Annotated in this window: 13 protein-coding genes and 1 riboswitch; of the genes, 7 read left to right on the top strand and 6 right to left on the bottom strand. The window is 48.6% G+C overall.

Features of this window, described 5'->3' with window-relative positions; translation table 11 throughout:
* Positions 1–558 precede the first annotated feature (558 nt).
* The 6 genes from BHE18_RS20505 to BHE18_RS23820 form a co-directional block, all read right to left on the bottom strand.
* Positions 559–3390, bottom strand: coding sequence for a DEAD/DEAH box helicase (locus BHE18_RS20505; RefSeq protein ID WP_071620358.1), 2832 nt, complete (start codon positions 3388–3390; stop codon positions 559–561).
* Positions 3383–5035, bottom strand: coding sequence for an SWIM zinc finger family protein (locus BHE18_RS20500; protein ID WP_071620357.1), 1653 nt, complete (start codon positions 5033–5035; stop codon positions 3383–3385). The genes BHE18_RS20505 and BHE18_RS20500 overlap by 8 nt, the downstream gene beginning before the upstream one ends.
* A gap of 520 nt (positions 5036–5555) precedes the next feature.
* Entirely contained in the window at positions 5556–7163 is a 1608-nt protein-coding gene (locus BHE18_RS20495; protein ID WP_071620356.1) for an alkaline phosphatase, read from the bottom strand.
* 110 nt (positions 7164–7273) lie between these two features.
* Positions 7274–8506 (bottom strand): efflux RND transporter periplasmic adaptor subunit, encoded by a 1233-nt coding sequence (locus tag BHE18_RS20490; RefSeq protein WP_071620355.1) that lies wholly within the window; start codon positions 8504–8506, stop codon positions 7274–7276.
* Between the two features lie 22 nt (positions 8507–8528).
* The gene (locus BHE18_RS20485) at positions 8529–9194 is read right to left on the bottom strand and encodes a hypothetical protein (protein ID WP_071620354.1); all 666 of its coding nucleotides are present in this window, start codon (positions 9192–9194) and stop codon (positions 8529–8531) included.
* 120 nt (positions 9195–9314) lie between these two features.
* Positions 9315–9443: a hypothetical protein gene (locus BHE18_RS23820; protein WP_268876478.1), complete on the bottom strand. Its 129-nt coding sequence runs from the start codon at positions 9441–9443 to the stop codon at positions 9315–9317.
* A gap of 17 nt (positions 9444–9460) precedes the next feature.
* Positions 9461–9536, bottom strand: a riboswitch (cyclic di-GMP riboswitch).
* Between the two features lie 207 nt (positions 9537–9743).
* Here BHE18_RS23820 and BHE18_RS23360 point away from each other — a divergent pair.
* From BHE18_RS23360 to hutG, 7 genes are all read left to right on the top strand, one after another.
* Positions 9744–9899: a hypothetical protein gene (locus BHE18_RS23360; protein ID WP_171910765.1), complete on the top strand. Its 156-nt coding sequence runs from the start codon at positions 9744–9746 to the stop codon at positions 9897–9899.
* A 772-nt stretch (positions 9900–10671) separates the two neighbouring features.
* The gene (locus BHE18_RS20475; protein WP_071620352.1) at positions 10672–11121 is read left to right on the top strand and encodes a hypothetical protein; all 450 of its coding nucleotides are present in this window, start codon (positions 10672–10674) and stop codon (positions 11119–11121) included.
* Between the two features lie 241 nt (positions 11122–11362).
* Positions 11363–11809, top strand: a complete 447-nt coding sequence (gene hutP, locus BHE18_RS20470) for a hut operon transcriptional regulator HutP (RefSeq protein WP_328585904.1) — start codon at positions 11363–11365, stop codon at positions 11807–11809.
* 298 nt (positions 11810–12107) lie between these two features.
* Entirely contained in the window at positions 12108–13631 is a 1524-nt protein-coding gene (gene hutH / locus BHE18_RS20465; RefSeq protein WP_071620351.1) for a histidine ammonia-lyase, read from the top strand.
* Positions 13624–15294 carry a urocanate hydratase gene (gene hutU / locus BHE18_RS20460; protein ID WP_071620350.1) on the top strand — a complete coding sequence of 557 codons (1671 nt, stop codon included), beginning with the start codon at positions 13624–13626 and terminating at the stop codon, positions 15292–15294. Before hutH ends, hutU begins: the two co-directional genes overlap by 8 nt.
* Positions 15295–15297: 3 nt before the next feature.
* Positions 15298–16578: an imidazolonepropionase gene (hutI, locus tag BHE18_RS20455; RefSeq protein ID WP_071620428.1), complete on the top strand. Its 1281-nt coding sequence runs from the start codon at positions 15298–15300 to the stop codon at positions 16576–16578.
* Positions 16556–17497 carry a formimidoylglutamase gene (gene hutG, locus BHE18_RS20450; protein ID WP_071620349.1) on the top strand — a complete coding sequence of 314 codons (942 nt, stop codon included), beginning with the start codon at positions 16556–16558 and terminating at the stop codon, positions 17495–17497. Before hutI ends, hutG begins: the two co-directional genes overlap by 23 nt.
* Positions 17498–17546 lie beyond the last annotated feature (49 nt).

The raw sequence follows: 17546 nt of genomic DNA, 5'->3' as shown, positions 1-17546 counted from the left end.
TTTTATCCAACCTGTAAGTTTTGTCTCAATGTCCAATTTTCATCATGACTCCGCGGCATCCCTCTAACATACCTCGTTAGAAATAGAAGATTGTAAGTAGCAGTGAAGCAGTTTTGTACGTTCCCCAATATGTCTTCATGTAGGGTCGGTTTCCATTGGAGCCGGCTGTTTTTTTGTGGTTGTATTCGCTGATCACCGCATTTGATTTCCGTGCAGGACTTCGCTTTCCGCGGGCGGACGGTAAGCCTCCTCAGGGGCTATCTTAAAAAGGTGGAGTTCTACTCCAATAATTTTCTACTCTACTTAGAATGCAAGTTTAAAACTATCTCTCCATAAAACGCAGCTCGTTGATTTCCGCTCCAGGCACTCGCTTTCCGCGGGCGGTCGGGAGCCTCCTCGGCGTTTCACGCCTGTGGGGTCTCCCTTGACTCGCTTTTCCCGCAGGAGTCGAGTGCCTGGAGCTCCAATCAACTAAGTAGTAGTTACTTAGACATCAGCATCCATAACAACAAAAAAACAAAAACCCCCTTCCTACAATGAAAGGGGGTCATACATAATCTACTCCAACACCAACAACGACTGCAAGTCCTGATCCGACAATTCGGTGACCCACTGGTCGCTCCTGATGATTTCGTCGTTCAATGCCTGTTTCTTTTCGAGCATGGCATCGATTTTTTCCTCTAGGGTCCCAGATGACACCAGCTTATGAACGTGAACGAATCGTTTCTGACCAATCCTATAGGCACGGTCGGTTGCCTGGTTTTCGACGGCAGGGTTCCACCAGCGGTCGTAGTGAACGACGTGGTTGGCGGCAGTGAGGTTCAAGCCGGTTCCGCCAGCCTTCAATGATAGAAGGAAGACCGGGAATTCGCCGTTCTGGAAGCGGTCTACGAGTTCATCCCGCTTTGCTTTTGCCATGCTTCCGTTCAAGAATGGAACATCCACGCCGAATTCCTTTTTCATGACTTCCTGGATCATTTCACCCATAGAGATATATTGGGTGAAAATCAATGTTCCCTCACCAGATTCAAGGGCCGCTTCCACGATATCCTTCAGCTTCTGCATTTTCTCGGAACGCGTCAGGATCGAACGGGGATCCGGTTCCTTCAGATATAAAGCAGGATGGTTACAAAGCTGCTTTAACTGATTCAGCATCTGCAAAATCAATCCCTTGCGCTCGAACCCGCTCAGCGTTTCGACTTTCGTCAAGGTCTCCTGTACAAGCTGTTCATAGAGCGCCGCCTGTTCAGCAGTCAGGCTGCAGTATTCCTTCTGCTCGATCTTCTCAGGAAGGTTGAGTTCGACCTCTGGGTCCTTCTTCGTCCGGCGCAGCAGGAACGGCTTGATTTTTGCCTGCAGCTCGCGGACTTTTTCCTGGGATTCGTCTTTTTCAATCGGTGCGATATAGTTCTTCTGATACTGAGTGAAGCCGCCGAGATAGCCGTGGTTCAGGAAATCAAAGATCGACCACAGTTCGGACAGCCGGTTCTCCATCGGCGTTCCCGTCAGAGCGACATGATGCTTTCCATTAAGCTTTCGGATCGCGCGGGACTGTTTTGTGTTCGCATTCTTGATATTCTGCGCTTCATCCAGTGAAATGCAGCTCCACTCCACACCTGACAATTCGTCAAAATCAATATGCGACAGCCCGTAAGAGGTCAGTACGATATCCATGCCGGAAATCCGCTCGAAAAACTTTTCTTCTTTTGCGCGTGACGAACCGTAATGAAGATGAACCTTCAAATCGGGTGCGAACTTCTCGATCTCACGCTGCCAGTTCCCTAGCACCGATGTCGGCGCAATGATCAAGGCAGGTGTCTCCGGTTTTTCATCGGACCTAATATGCAGAAGGTACGTAATGAGCTGCACCGTTTTCCCAAGACCCATATCATCGGCAAGACATGCCCCGAAACCGAACTTCCGCAGGAACAGCATCCAGCTCATCCCGAGCTGCTGATACGGCCTGAGTTCCCCATGAAAGGCATCCGGCGTTTCCACCAGTGGAATGGACGATACATTCGTCAGCTGACTCACCAGTTTTTTCAACGAGCGGTTGAGTTCCAACTGGATGCGGGCGTATTTATATGGATCATACTCGTCGTCTTCATCATCGAGCGCACCGTCTTCTTCATCCCGCGGCACAAGCTCCTGCTCAAGCATATCCTGGATCGAGATGCCTTCCTGCTTCGCCTTCGTCATCATCTGCTGAATGCGGCGGATCATCGCAGGATCGAGCTTCATCCACTGACCGCGGATCTTCACGAGTCTTCGCTGGTCATCTACGAGCTTATTAAAATCATCCTCCGATAAATTGACCCCGTTCATCGACAGGCGCCAGTCAAAATCAAGCATTGCGTTCAAGCCGACGAAAGAAGGGCGGTAGCTTGTATCGGTGTTCTTCAGCTTCGCCTTCACGAGTACCTGTGCGTCCTTCATCGCTTCCCACCAGGACGGCAGAAGGATTTCGATGTCGAGGTCGATCAGTTTTTCACTGAGCACCGACAAAAAATCCCAAGCGTCGTGTTCACTAAGTGAATCGGTCAGCGTCCCATCACTCTCACGGAGCATCGGAATCATCTTCAGCCAGCGTTCCTGTTCTTCACGTACTTGCGGCAGATAAGGTTTCCAACCTGCCGGAACCGTATCTTCTGTCAACGAAATCACACGCTTCTCCCGCTTCCGGTCACGCAGAATCGTCTCAAGCTGCCACGTTTCATCTTCATCAAGCGGCTCCGAGATACGCAGTCCGATTGAAAACGGCAGTTCTTCATCCTCTTCACCGCGGATCCACTCGCTCCAGCGCTTCTCGTCAAAATAAGCATGAAGCTCCTCGGAAGTGAGCGTACTCTCCTTCAGCTTCTGTATCCTCTTCATCGCTTCCGACCCGCCGGCAGCCATCGCTTCATTCAGCGACCCTTCAAACCACTGCTGTGTTAAAGCGGCGAGGGACGGGCCATCAGGGAGGTCCTGCTGCCAGAAGTCTTCATTGAAATTTTCCCAGACTTCATCCGGGATATGGAACTGCAGCCCCGTTTCCTGCCATTCATCAAAGCGGGGGAGCCAGCGGCCGGCTTCAATCGCTTCATAAAGGACGGGGGCAATCGCATTGCAGGCCTGGCCGGTTTCATCCCAGTCCCATTCGACCATCCCGCTGAAATGTTCCTGCGCGAGTAAGGTGAGGAGTTCCCAGTGCGACACGACGATCCCGCCATCAGCCATCCGGTCTTGAAGCAGCGTCCCGTAATGGGTATCCTCATGCCAAAGGAACAGCTGACTTTTCCATTGGGAAGGATGCAGCTCTTCACCCTCGCCGTTTTCAGCCGTCAGGAAGAAGCGGCCGGCATATTTAGTTGCGTCTACATTGATCTTCACGGAAGACAATTTAAGCATCAATCAACTTACCCTTTCTGCATTCTTCTTGAAACGCACGGAGTCGTTTATATTTTTCAAGGATATAGGGGAGATAGTCATCCCACTTATCCGTTTGCTTCAGCTTCTTATAAATCGTCCGGATCTTCTTCATATAGCGCACAGCATACTTGTAACTGTCGCGGTTCTTCTGCTCGATCATGTCGATGACACCGTTATAATAGACCGGCAGTGCAAGCTCAGGCGATTCCTTATACACCTGGCTGAGGCCCATGTTTTCCATCTCGCCGACGGAATAGCCCATATACTTCTGGAGTTCCACCCACTCGCGGTGGGATTTTGAACTAAGCAGGAACTCCGAGTAGCTGTAATAGCTGAACGGCAGCATCGCCAGGAGAAGTTCCCGCAAGAACACAGGGTCCCGCTCCATCAGCCAATCCGTCGGCAGCTTGCGCACAAACCAGCGCACAAAGCTTGATGCCTCATAATGACTCTTTTCTTCGATATAGGAAGGGAGCCTTACCAAAATGGCCTTCAAAAGGAGCAGCAGACCTTCATATCGCTTGGAAAGAACAAACTTAACCATCCAGAACTCGGAATAAGCGACAAGCTCCGTCCCGATCCTTTCCACCGTTTCCTCTGCTTTATCCAAGTCATCAAGCAGCAGATATTGATGGAGCAGAGCAATCTTAATGAATGGATCATCCTGGGAAGGGGAACTTTCCAAACGCTCTACCTCTTTGCGGCGCCAGGCCTTTTGTTTGAATAAGTAATACCAGATGAACCGGTAAACCTCAGCTTTTATTTCCGTGCTGTGCTTGTTATCCTCACTCATCTCCCCAGATTTCTCCTTCAAGAAAGCAATGAACGGATCGAAGCTGAACGGCATCGCATGCACCGACAGCTTTTCGACCGCATCCTCCATCTCATCCAGCAGGAAATCGAACAGGGCATACTGCTCGCGGCTTAATTCAATATTTCTTTCCTGTAAAAAAACATCCACCTCAAGCGTCAGGAAGAAGGTGGCGAAAAGCTGATAAAGAGGCTTCCACTCGCGTTCAAACGGTGCTTCTTTATTAAATCGCTTATAGATATTCTGTATAATCACGTCCATCAAATATGGCTGTCTCTCGAGAAGCTGCAAATCTTCCTTTTTCAGGAGCGACTCAAAAAACTGCCACCATTCATCGGGTGTATTTCCCCGTGTTTTGCGCTCCTGCAGCAGCTCACTGGCCTTCCGCAGGGCACCTGAATCCGTGTGTTTCTTGAATAATTCATCAAGTGATGAGGGTTTATTTTCATCCGTATCGGGAGAGCTTTCCTGGCTGCGCCAATCCTGGATCCATTCGCTGACGCGGGCCACCTTGTTGTAAATCATAAAAAACGTGGCCATCTGATGCCTGCACCAGCCGGAGTAGGGGCAGGAGCATTTGCTGAGCAGCGGGAACTGCAGGTCAAGCCGCACCGAAACAGGCGTCACATCCTGAACATCCGCACTGGCCTCCTCATCCCGGACCTTCACATTCGACACCAGGTTCTGGCGAAACAAAAGAAGCCCTTTTGAGACAATATTTCTTCCATCGTCGGTACCCGGGTTCAACTCACCCTGTATCGCCCGACTCATCGGAATTAATTTATCCTTCAACTCTTCGATCCGGATCGCCATCGAATAATCTCTCCCATCTATAAAATCGCATTCTTTTATTATAACGCATAAGGGGGCGGGAATGGAATAAAAGAGGAAAAACTGCGGGGATTGGGGAAGGATGGGGGAGATATTTCTCGGGAAATGTCGAAGGGTGGAGGGGGGAGGTATGGTATCTGATTGGTTGGATAGGGTGTACCAGATACACATTGAATGTATTGTTGTACCTGGTACAAGAAGCACGTAATGTACCAGGTACAAACTGCGTTGCCTGTACCTGGTACAAATCAGGTTCTGTGTACCAGGTACAGCCACACCCAGGTTTGAGCAGGCTCAAACAGGCAACTTCGAACCAGGCTCAAAAAAGCCCATCTGAGCCTGGCTCAAATCGTCCCAATTGAGCCAGGTTCAAATGGGCAACATCGAGCCAGGCTCAAAACCGCCACATCGAGCCAGGCTCAAAACCGCCACATCGAGCCAGGCTCAAAACCGCAAATCTGAGCCAGGCACCGCGCGCACCGGATTCCAATTCAACAAACTATCACTCCCAATGCACATAAAACCTCCCCCCGCTATAAACATTCACACTCCGCAGCTCCACACGCTCCCCATTCCTCAAATAATAATTCTTATTCTCCGGAAAACGGATCTCCTCTTCTTCCCGAGACACAACAAGCTCAGGATTATCACGATCCCGCTTATCAATCATCACCTTATAGCCTTTCTTCTTGAAAAACTTCTCCCCATCCACATACCAATCAGTAAAATTCTCCAAAGAAAACCCAAGATAACGGGCAAACACCCTAGACAATTCAATATTCTCAATCAGTCCGGATGGCTTCCCCGGACCAAATCCATATAAAAAAACATCTTCTCCGGTATGCCCGTGGGTGGAGAACCCTAAATTCGCGCGCTTCGCCATCAACTTGACCATTTCATCCTCCAGGTCACCGATCTCCTTGGCATCTTTCATCACACAATATTCTTTCTTATTCAAATCATGCAGCCCATACGACCCCAACACTTCCTTCAAATTCGAACGGTCATCCTTCAACAAAGAAACAGCACCTTTAACCGTATATTTCGCCTTCTTCAACGGCCCAACAAAGTGATCCTTAGGCTGACTCTTATAATTCTTATCGGTATCCACGTTTCCAAGCGTCAGCCCGCTGTTCCCGTGATCGGTGACCGCGACCACCATTGTGTTCCCGTCACGCTCCGCAAAATCCAATGCTTCTCCGACCGCTCTGTCAAAGCTCAGCACCTCGCTTATCATCCCGACCGGATCATTTTTGTGTGCTGCCCAGTCCACCTTGCTGCCTTCCACCATCAGAAAGAATCCTTTCCTGCTTGCGGATAATCGTTCAATCGCAGCCCTGGTCATCTCTGCAAGGGTCGGTTCATCCGGCTTCAACGCTTTACGGTCAATATCGTACGCCAGATCTTCTTCCGCAAATGCTCCCCAAAGCTTCTCATCACCGCGGCTATTTGAAAGGCCGTCTCTCGAGGAAATGAAGTTATACACCAAATTAGACTTTATACTGGAGATAAGGTTTTCTCCATCTTCACGGGATATTTGCTTGGTCTTTAGCATACCGTCGTCATTCTTGACCTTGTTTTTGGACTTGGGCTTCAGCCACGCAGCCCCGCCCCCGAGAATGACATCGAGGTCCTGGTACACCTGCTGTTCTCCGATATCACCGAATTCATCCCGGTCAATCACATGGGAAGTGAAGGCAGCAGGGGTGGCATGCTGGACAGGGGAAGTCGATACGATCCCCGCTGCGTAGCCGGACAGCTTGGCTGCCTCCAGAACGGATAACACCGGCTTGCCATCCTTAGACATCCCGATATGATCAGCACGGGTTTTCATGCCGGTCGCCATAGCCGTTCCTGCAGCCGCAGAGTCCGTGATCGCTGATTCCCCTGAATACGTCCGGACACCGCCGACCAGGATTTTATCAAGGTTAAGCCCGGAACCCTTATACCATCGTGAAAGCGTGACGATATCAGAATTTGTTCCGTCCATGATCATGAAGATGACATTTTTCTTCGCAGGATTAGCAGCAAAGCCGCATCCCGATGGGAAAGAGAATGCAAGAAGTGATAATAGGATAAAGATGATGAATACAGGTTTGATTCGTTTCATAAAAAAATCGTCTCCTTTAAAAAGTGTCAGATACCTTTAGTATCATCACTCCAAAAGAGACTATGTATAAAAAAGCCCCGCTCTATATCAGAGCGGGGCCCACTAAAACATTATTTTCTTTCCAATATCCCGAGCAGCAGGTTTTCAATAACAGTCGGCCGTTTCATTTTCTTCAGATCCCTCAGCTTGATCTTGTCCCAATCAAGAGCTGTAATGAATGCAGCGCCGCTTTGCAGAGCCGGCACTTCACCAGGGTTCACGATATAATAGTCCCCGGCTTTCGCGCCTGATTTGATCTGGACCTTGCCGTCCACTTCCAGTCCGGTTTCGACGGTTTTCTTTTTCACCGATCCTTTATCAGTCAGTACCCAGATGTGTTTTTTCATTCCTGATTTTTCAACAGCTGTTACAGGCACTGCCAAAGCGTTCTTTACTTCATCGGTGATCACCGATACAAACACATGATGTCCGGGAAGCAGCTTAATGTCTTCATCCTGAAGCTGAATTTCAATTGGATACACGCTTTCCGTTTGGATATGGGGGTCTCGTTTAGGGAGAGTGGAGACATCCGATACGAGTCCCTTCAGGGTTTTCCTTTCAACCTCTGACTGAACCTTGGCGTCCATGTTTTCTTCGACATCCATGATTTCCTTTTCAGTCAGGTCGGTTGTCACGATTACACCCTTGGACGCAATCGTGATTAATGGATTTTGTACGGTGTGAGACAGCTCTTTGATGGTACCGTCTCCGCTGCTTTCAACAGTGAGAGTCGTTTCATAAGATTCCAAATCGGAAATTTGACTTTCAAGACCGTCGATTTGATTTTCCAATCGGTCTATTTCGAGCTCGCGAAAAGCAATTTCCTTCTTTATATCATACTCTGTTGCAAGGGCACTTGCTTCAAGGGGAATCTCTTCTTCTTCATATGAAGATGGAAGTGAGTTTTCAAGGATCTTCAGGTCTGAAATGTTGGCTTCAATACTGTCGATTTCCTCTTGCAGCTGATCGGCTTCGGATTCCAGGACATCTTTTTGGCCGGTGAAATCAGTGACTTCATATTCGTAAAGCGGGGTACCCGCCTTTACTTCGTCGCCTTCTTTGACGAGGAACTTTTTGAACGAACCGAATTCATCATTGAAGTAGAGGTAGTTTTCTTCAGCCGAAGTGACCACGCCGGATTTAGGGAGCTCTTCTTGCAGGTCGCCTTTGTCGAGTGCCTTCCATTCTTCAATACGGACTTCACGGTCTACTTTGCTCTTTGCCTTTCCGATCAGGTAACCATTCGTACCTGCAAAAAGGAGAGACAAAGCGAGTCCGGTATATAATACCTTACGTTTATTCATAAATGATCCCAGCCTTTGAACGTTAGATTAATGTTGAAAAATCGAGATAGGCTAACAAAGCGGTGATGGCCCAGAAAAAGAGATTGGTCAAAAGGATGACCAGCCAGATCAGCCAGTTCTTTTGTTCGGTGAGCTTTTTCAGACCCTTGTATTGTATGTAAAAAATCCAGATCTTGAATAGGGAGAAGCACCCCAGGAAATAGATGACCCAGGATTTCCCGGTTATGTATTGGGCAATGACTCCGAGAGACAGGGGAGACGAGAACCAATCGAGTGAGAAGAATAAAGATAATGGGATGTAAGTTAATTTCTCAATAAGCAGGATCAATAAAACCAATCCTTGAATGATTACAAGCTTGCGGTATTCCCCCTTCTCCGAAATCGTCCAGAAAAGGATGCTGGGAATAAAAAGAGTAATGCAGGAATAGAAAATCCCGCTTAAGATTCTCCCTAAGAAAAACAGGAACTTCTCTAATTCATATGCTGTTGCGGAGAGGTTGTTTAGTTCTTTAGAAAGAGGATCCATTCCTATACCGAAAGAGGCAACCAAACCGAATGTAAAAACAGATAATAAAATTAAACGAACTATATTTTTCCGGTAACCTTTAATATCTTCAGTTGATGAAAGATCGTAGAAAAAGAAAGAAGGGTTTTTAAGTCCCTTGAATAGATTTAATTCTTTTTTCATGGCGGTTTCCTCCAAGTAGTATAGGCTCAACTCATATTCTATCGAAAAACCGGGAACTTTTCCATATATTGTAGAATAATAGAAGAAACCAATAAAAAAAAGCGTCAAAAGACGCCTTTTTTAGAAACCGTATGTAAGAAGCGTGGTTCCTGCAACCACGATGCCTGTTGCAGAAAATATCCCAACATACATCATAGTTTTTCTCTTTTGTTTTTTGATCATGATTTCTTCTGGTGTTAAAAACGACAAATCGATCACTCCTTGGTTTTGGCAGCTGGCTGGCGTTGGATAGCCCCTATAGCTTTGCGTCATCACCTTTCGATGATTTTGCCATTATTCAGAACCTTACAACTCAGTGTAACACCTTACCCGGTTTTTATCGGAAATAAACATAAAATAAATATAGTAAAAAAGTCATATTTTTTAAAGGATAACTATATGATTTCATGTATAAATATGGTAATATATCAATTAATTGATGTTTGTATTCGTGTCAGACAGTGTATTAATGTAGTAGAAACTATCAGAATTTGCAGGAGGTTATCTTTTTTGAATAAGATCAGCAAGGAGCAGCATGTTCTTTCTGTCATGCAGAAAGCATTTGATAAAGGGCAGCAAGGAAACATGGATGCGGATAAGATGTTAAATTGGCTTAAACAAGAATTGCAAACTGAATATACATTACAAAGCACAAAAGCACTCTAAACCTGCAATAAGGTATAGAGTGCTTTTTTATTAAAAAAGCGAAGTCAATCACGAATCTCCGGTATAACAATAAAGACGGCTTGCTTCCCTGTATGGCTCCAGCTCCTCATGTAACTCCCAGCTTCTCACCGACCATCCCTTTTCCTTCAATATAATCCTTTTAATTGCTCATAGTGAATGAATCAACGGATTAACAAGTTAATTAACTTTCAATTCGGAAAATAGTAAATTACCTATACCAAATTACGTAAATCAGTAGTATGATAAAGTAGAATATTGTCATTTGTTGTTGTAAAAGAATGAAGGGTGGCGATTAGATTGAATATAAAGAGACAAGAGTATAGCAAGATAGTTGCAGGAAGCGTTTCAACCACTGAATCTGAAAATGAAAAGTGGGACAACAACAAGGACTTTTCATCAATGAGTATCAGTTTTCAAGTTTCAAAGAAAAACAAAAGCTGCTTCAGGGCTGGAAACTGCGGCAAAAAGCGGATCCATTTCTTTTCCAGCTACAAAGAAAACGACAAAAATCACTCCGGATTATATCACTTCCATACGCAGCCAAGAACAACCCGCAGCAATAAGCTAACCTGCTTTATTAAAGAGAACGACCGGATTATCTATATAGGTAAGGTCTTTCGCTAGAAATGAACGCTTACAATTATATTTGTAAAAATTTTAAAAAAATTACAGGAATAAGGAATATAATGTCGAATGGTAGTTTATAGGAAAATATTCCTAGTCAACAATACAGCATAAAGAGGAGGAAGCAATGAGCAAAGAATTCATTTTAGTATTTGAAGATTTCCACGTATCAAGGAAAATTGAAACAACACTCAAAAAACACCTCGTATTATTCCAAGGCCAGCAGTACAAAAAACAGCTGGTGGTGGTCAGCAGGCCGCCGGGTTTCTCCCATGCATTGGAAGGAATCCTATACTCCGACAGAATCCTTGAAACAGTTGGATTCAGCACTTTGTTTGCGGTGCCGATCGATTCCAAGCACTCGATCCCCTTTAAATTTGTCCGTGTAGATGACAGGGAACAGAAGCCCCTCGACTGTAAAATCGTGCTGGAAAACCAAGATGGGGAAGGAAAACTGAATGTGCGTGCCCGGTTTCCCATGAAAGACACGTTGAGGGAAGGAGACAGGGTTGATATTCTCTCTTATCTCAGTCATAAATGCGATGATGGAAGATTCATACTTTATGAAAAATCTTGAACTTAAAAAGAGAAAATGAAAAAGCAAAGATCGGTAATCATTAAAAATCAAGGCGAACCTGTTAAGCTGGGGGCGTCTATTTTCCGTGCAGTGAGCAAAAACCCCCTTTACCACGCTACCAAACTACCTCTCTAAGTTTCTAAAATCAAGACATTTTCCGTTGACCGATCAGAATGCACACCATACAATAGAAGTAGTTATTAGTATTTTTAGAATTTTCTAGTTAAGGTAGGAATGCCATTTGGAGAAATTGGATCATACCAAAATTGGAAAGAACGCCATGCTGCTCCTGCTTCTGGACAAGAAAGAAGACGAGTGGAACCGGCATTTCAATGAACTGGACTGGAGCTATTGCACAGGCAGGATCGGCTCCATGGACAGTCAGAAGATCGTCGCTGCCATCGAAACGGCAGCAAAAAGAAGCGATCTTGTACGAGAAGATCTTTATCGTGAAATGCATGCGCTGTATCATGCGACCATGGAAGCCCTCACGGGGGTGACCAGGGGACACACCCAGATCGGGGAAGTCCTCCGGACGGTCGGCCTCCGATTCTCCATCGTAAGGGGAACGCCTTATGAAAGCGAAGAGGAAGGCGAATGGATCGCAGTCGCACTGTATGGAACGATTGGCGCGCCCATCAAAGGATTGGAACACGAAACAATCGGTTTAGGCATCAATCATATTTAATTAAGCTCTTTTCGGATACTATGCATTATTACACATTAGAAAATACCGGGGTTTGGGTATTTTCGGGAATTCTGCCGTTTACAGGTTTTCGCTTGACGGCGAAAAGAGCACGAGTCAGTACTGTAATTAGCAGTCCAGCTGGAATCGAAATGCAAGTATTTTTTCAAGAAATCAATTTAATGTAGTAAGAGCCTATAGAAACCAGTCAAAAGGAGGCTCGACCCAAGGCAGAACTCTGTCTTCGGGTCGGGTCTCCTTTTCTGTTTATAAAAAAATTATCTACTTGAGGTGAATATACATGGTCGTTTTATCAGGGGGTTCATTGAGTCTGGAAGACGCAAGAAAGATCATTTATGAAGGGGAGGAGGCTGTCATCTCCCCGGAGAGCATGGAGCGGGTGAAGAAGAGCCGTGAAGCGGTTGAGAAGATTGTGAAGGAGAAGCGCGTGGTGTACGGGATCACGACCGGCTTCGGGAAATTCAGCGATGTGCTGATCGATTCCGATGACGTGGAGGAGCTGCAGCTCAATCTCATCCATTCCCATGCGTGCGGAGTGGGAGATCCGTTCCCTGAAACGGTATCACGGGCGATGCTTCTTCTTAGGGCCAATGCCCTCCTGAAGGGCTATTCCGGTGTGAGACCGGTCATTGTTGAAAGATTGGTAGAGTTCCTGAATAAAGAAATCCACCCGGTGATCCCGCAGCAGGGCTCGCTCGGGGCAAGCGGAGACCTTGCACCTCTTTCCCATCTGGCACTGGCGCTTATGGGAGAGGGAGAAGTCCACTACAGAGGAGAAGTGCATCAGACACTGCCTGTACTCTCCAAAGAAAACATCTTCCCGATCCAGCTTCAGGCAAAAGAAGGGCTGGCCCTCATCAATGGCACGCAAGCGATGACGGCGATGGGTGTCGTCGGCTACCTGGAAGCGGAGGAGCTCGCCTTTCAAAGTGAAATGATCGCCAGCCTGACAATGGAAGGCCTGCAGGGAATCATGGATGCGTTTGACGAAGATATACATGTAGTAAGGGGCTATCCTCAGCAGGTCGCAACGGCGAAGCGGATCAGGGAATACCTGCAAGACAGTAAACTGACGACAAAGCAGGGGGATATCCGCGTGCAGGACGCCTATTCCCTGAGATGCATCCCGCAGGTACACGGTGCTTCCTGGCAGGCACTCGATTATGTAAAAGAAAAGCTGGAAATCGAGATGAACGCCGCGACGGATAATCCGCTGATCTTTGAAAACGGGGAAAAGGTCATCTCCGGCGGGAACTTCCACGGCCAGCCGATCGCGTTTGCCATGGACTTTATGAAAATAGCGGTCGCCGAACTCGCGAACATCTCGGAACGCCGGATCGAGCGGCTCGTCAATCCGCAGCTGAACGACCTGCCGGCATTCCTTAGCCCGCAGCCAGGCCTGCAGTCAGGCGCGATGATCATGCAATACTGTGCTGCCTCACTCGTTTCTGAAAATAAAACACTGGCCCATCCGGCTAGCGTCGATTCAATCCCGTCATCAGCGAACCAGGAGGACCACGTCAGCATGGGTACGATCGGATCTCGCCACGCCTATCAAATTTTACAAAATACAAGAAGAGTCCTTGCGGTCGAATTGATCTGCAATCTGCAGGCAGTCGAGCACCGGGGCACGGATCTGCTCGCAAGCGCGACCCGCAAATTTTATGAAGAAGCGAGAAAAATCGTCCCTTCGATCACGAAGGACCGGATCTTCTCGAAGGATATAGAAAAAGCAGCAGGCTGGCTTAAACAATTCCAACTAAAATCGATCACGAAAACAAAGGAGGAAACGACTAATGGTTAATGCAAACAAACGAATCGTACAAGTGAAAAAAGGAACGGAAATAGAGTGCAAGGGATGGGAGCAGGAGGCGGTCCTCCGCATGCTCTACAACAATCTGGACCCGGAAGTGGCAGAGATTCCGGAAGAGCTCGTCGTTTACGGCGGCATCGGGAAAGCGGCCCGCAACTGGGAATCATTCGATGCGATCGTCAACACGCTCCGAAACCTGGAAAACGATGAAACGATGCTTGTCCAATCAGGTAAGCCTGTCGGCGTCTTCAAAACGCACAAAGCGGCTCCGAGAGTTCTTCTTTCAAACTCCGTACTCGTGCCGAAATGGGCCAACTGGGAGCATTTCCACGAGCTCGATCAGAAAGGCCTCATGATGTACGGCCAGATGACGGCGGGCAGCTGGATCTACATCGGCACCCAGGGCATCCTGCAGGGCACGTACGAGACGTTTGCGGCACTTGCCAAGAAACACTTCAATAACTCCTTGAAGGGCACCATCACCCTCACAGCAGGCCTTGGGGGCATGGGCGGCGCGCAGCCGCTCGCCGTCACAATGAACGGCGGGGTCGTCATCGCGGTGGACGTCGATGAAGAACGCATCCAGAAGCGTCTGGATACGAAGTACTGTGACGTGAAGACGGACTCGTTGGAAGAAGCCGTCGCAATGGCTTACGAAGCAAGGGACAAAGGGAAAGCACTCTCCATCGCTCTATTAGGAAACGCAGCTGAAATCCATCACGAACTTTTAAAAAGAGGCGTGAAAATCGACATCGTGACCGACCAGACCTCAGCGCACGATCCGCTCAACGGCTATGTCCCTGAAGGATACTCCATAGAAGAAGCGGCACGCCTGAGAAAAGAAAATCCAGCCAAGTACACGGAGCTGTCACAAAAAAGCATGGCCAAACATGTGGAAGCGATGCTGGAGTTCCAAAAAGGCGGCAGCATCGTATTCGACTACGGAAACAACATCCGCCAGGTCGCGAAAGATGAAGGGGTAGAAAACGCATTCGACTTCCCTGGATTCGTCCCTGCCTATATCCGCCCGCTATTCTGTGAAGGGAAAGGGCCATTCCGCTGGGCAGCACTTTCAGGAGACCCGGAAGACATCTACAGAACGGACCGCCTGATCAAAGAACTCTTCCCAGAAAACGAAGCACTCAACCGCTGGATCGACATGGCACAGGAGCAGGTATCGTTCCAGGGACTGCCGTCACGGATCTGCTGGCTCGGTTACGGCGAGCGCGTAAAGATGGGGCTTGCCATCAATGAACTGGTTAAAAAAGGAGAACTCAAAGCGCCGATCGTCATCGGCCGTGACCACCTTGACTGCGGATCTGTCGCATCGCCGAATCGTGAAACCGAAAGCATGAAGGACGGAAGCGACGCAGTCGGGGACTGGGCGATCCTGAACGCGCTGATCAACACAGCGGCAGGCGGTTCCTGGATTTCCTTCCACCATGGCGGCGGAGTGGGTATGGGTTACTCCCTGCACGCTGGAATGGTAGTCGTAGCGGACGGTACGGACCTTGCGCAGGAACGCTTGGAACGCGTCCTTACGACAGACCCTGGAATGGGCGTCATCCGCCACGCGGACGCTGGCTATGATATCGCCGAAAGAACAGCTGAAAAACATAACATTCAAATCCCAATGAAAAAAGGAGGAGAATAATTGATGACGAAACAATTCGACATGATTATAGAAAACATTGGACAGCTGCTGACAATGGACCACGGTGATGGACCTTTAAAAGGGAAAGAAATGAGTGATCTCCCAGTGCTTAATAACGCAGCCATCGGAATCAAGGATGGCCATATCGACTGGATCGGCACCCATGAGGAAGCTCAGTCACACAAAGCAACAGAGCGCATTGACGCAGAAGGAAAGCTCTTGACACCCGGGCTCGTCGATCCGCACACTCATCTCGTGTTCGGCGGCTCGCGCGAACATGAAATGGCTCTGAAACAGCAGGGCGTCCCATACTTAGAAATCCTAAAGCGAGGAGGAGGCATCCTTTCTACAGTGGAAGCTACACGCGAAGCTTCAGAAGAAGAGCTGCTCAAAAAAGCGCGCTTCCACCTCGACCGCATGATTTCATACGGAGTTACAACCGTCGAAGCAAAAAGCGGCTACGGTCTCGACAAAGAAACGGAACTCAAACAACTCAGAGTGGCCAAAAAACTGAACGGGGAACACGCAGCCGATCTTGTATCGACGTTCCTCGGGGCGCACGCAATCCCGCCGGAATACAAAGACCGCTCTGATGAATTCCTTCAGGAAATGCTCGACATGCTCTCAGACATTGAAAAAGAAGACCTCGCCGAATTCGTAGACATCTTCTGCGAAACGGGTGTCTTCACGGTCGAGCAGTCACGCAGCTTCCTGAAAGCAGCCAAAGAAAAAGGATTCTCCGTGAAAATCCACGCCGACGAAATCGATCCGCTCGGCGGAACGGAAATGGCTGCAGAAATCGGCGCGGCGAGCGGGGACCACCTGGTAGGTGCTTCCGAAAAAGGCATTCAGGCACTGGGAGAGACGGACACCATCGCAGTCCTCCTGCCCGGTACATCCTTCTACCTGAACAAAGGGAAATTCGCCAATGCACGCGGCATGCTCGAGGCGGGAGCGGCAGTGGCACTGTCCACCGACTTCAACCCGGGCAGCTCGCCGACCGAGAATCTGCAGTTCATCATGAGCCTGGCATCTCTTCAGCTGAAAATGACGCCTGAAGAGATCTGGAACGCGGTGACGGTCAACTCTGCCTTTGCCATCAACAGAGGGGACCAGGCAGGCAGGCTCAAGGAAGGGCGTAAAGCCGATATCGTCCTGTGGGATGCACCGAACTATCATTACATCCCGTATCACTACGGGGTGAACCATACAAACACCGTCATGAAAAACGGACGCATAGTCTACCGCAAGGAGAAGCTGCATGAGCAACTTTCAACACATTAAGCCGGCAGGTAAAGCGCAGTTCATGGACCGGTACACGACGAAGGCTGCCGAACTGCTGACACCATATACGGACGGGGCGAAAGGGGATGTCGCCATCCTTGGCGCCCCCCTTTCCAAACCGTCCATTTCCCATTCGGGGGCAAGCTTTGCACCGGATGCGATGAGAAGATGCCTGAACTCCTTCACAACGTACAACATCGAGGAAGAAACGGACATAAGCGGCAAAACCATCATCGATTTCGGCGACATCGCAATGCATCCGACATCAATCGAAGAGTGCCACCAGCGAATCTATCAATCGACCAAAGAAATCGCCCAAGCGGAAGCGGCACCTTTTACGATCATCCTGGGAGGCGATCACTCCATCACCACCTCAACCGTGAAAGCCATCAAAGAAACGAAGGGGACGGTCGGCATCATCCAGCTCGACGCCCACCATGACCTCAGGAACACAGAGGATGGGGGTCCGACCAACGGCACGCCGTTCAGGAGATTGATACAAGAAGGGCATCTTAAAGGGGAGCATCTCATCCAGATCGGCATCCGGAACTACGCGAACGCTAAAGCGTACCATGATTACGCCATTGAAAACGGTGTGACCGTCTACACGATGAAGGACGTCAAACAACATCCAATTCAAGAACTGATCGAGTCAGCCTTAAACCAGCTCGACCCCAAAGTGGACACCATCTACCTGTCAGTCGACATGGACGTCCTCGATCAGGCTTATGCTCCAGGATGCCCGGCGATCGGTCCGGGAGGGATGGATCCGGACACGCTATCGGAAGCGGTTCAGTCAGCAGTCAGACACCCTAAGGTCCAGGCCATGGACATCGTCGAAATCGATCCGACGCTCGATATCAGGGATATGACGAGCAGGATTGCGAGCCTGCTCATAATCAATACACTCATCAACTAAAGGAAGGCCCGTCACTCGGCGCTTTAAGCGACCGTAGTGACGGGCCTTC

The sequence above is a fragment of the Rossellomorea aquimaris genome (genome assembly GCF_001877785.1).
Lineage (GTDB): Bacteria > Bacillota > Bacilli > Bacillales > Bacillaceae_B > Rossellomorea > Rossellomorea aquimaris_A.
Note: the sequence above shows the minus strand (reverse complement) of the source record. Positions and strands in the feature narration are given on the sequence as shown.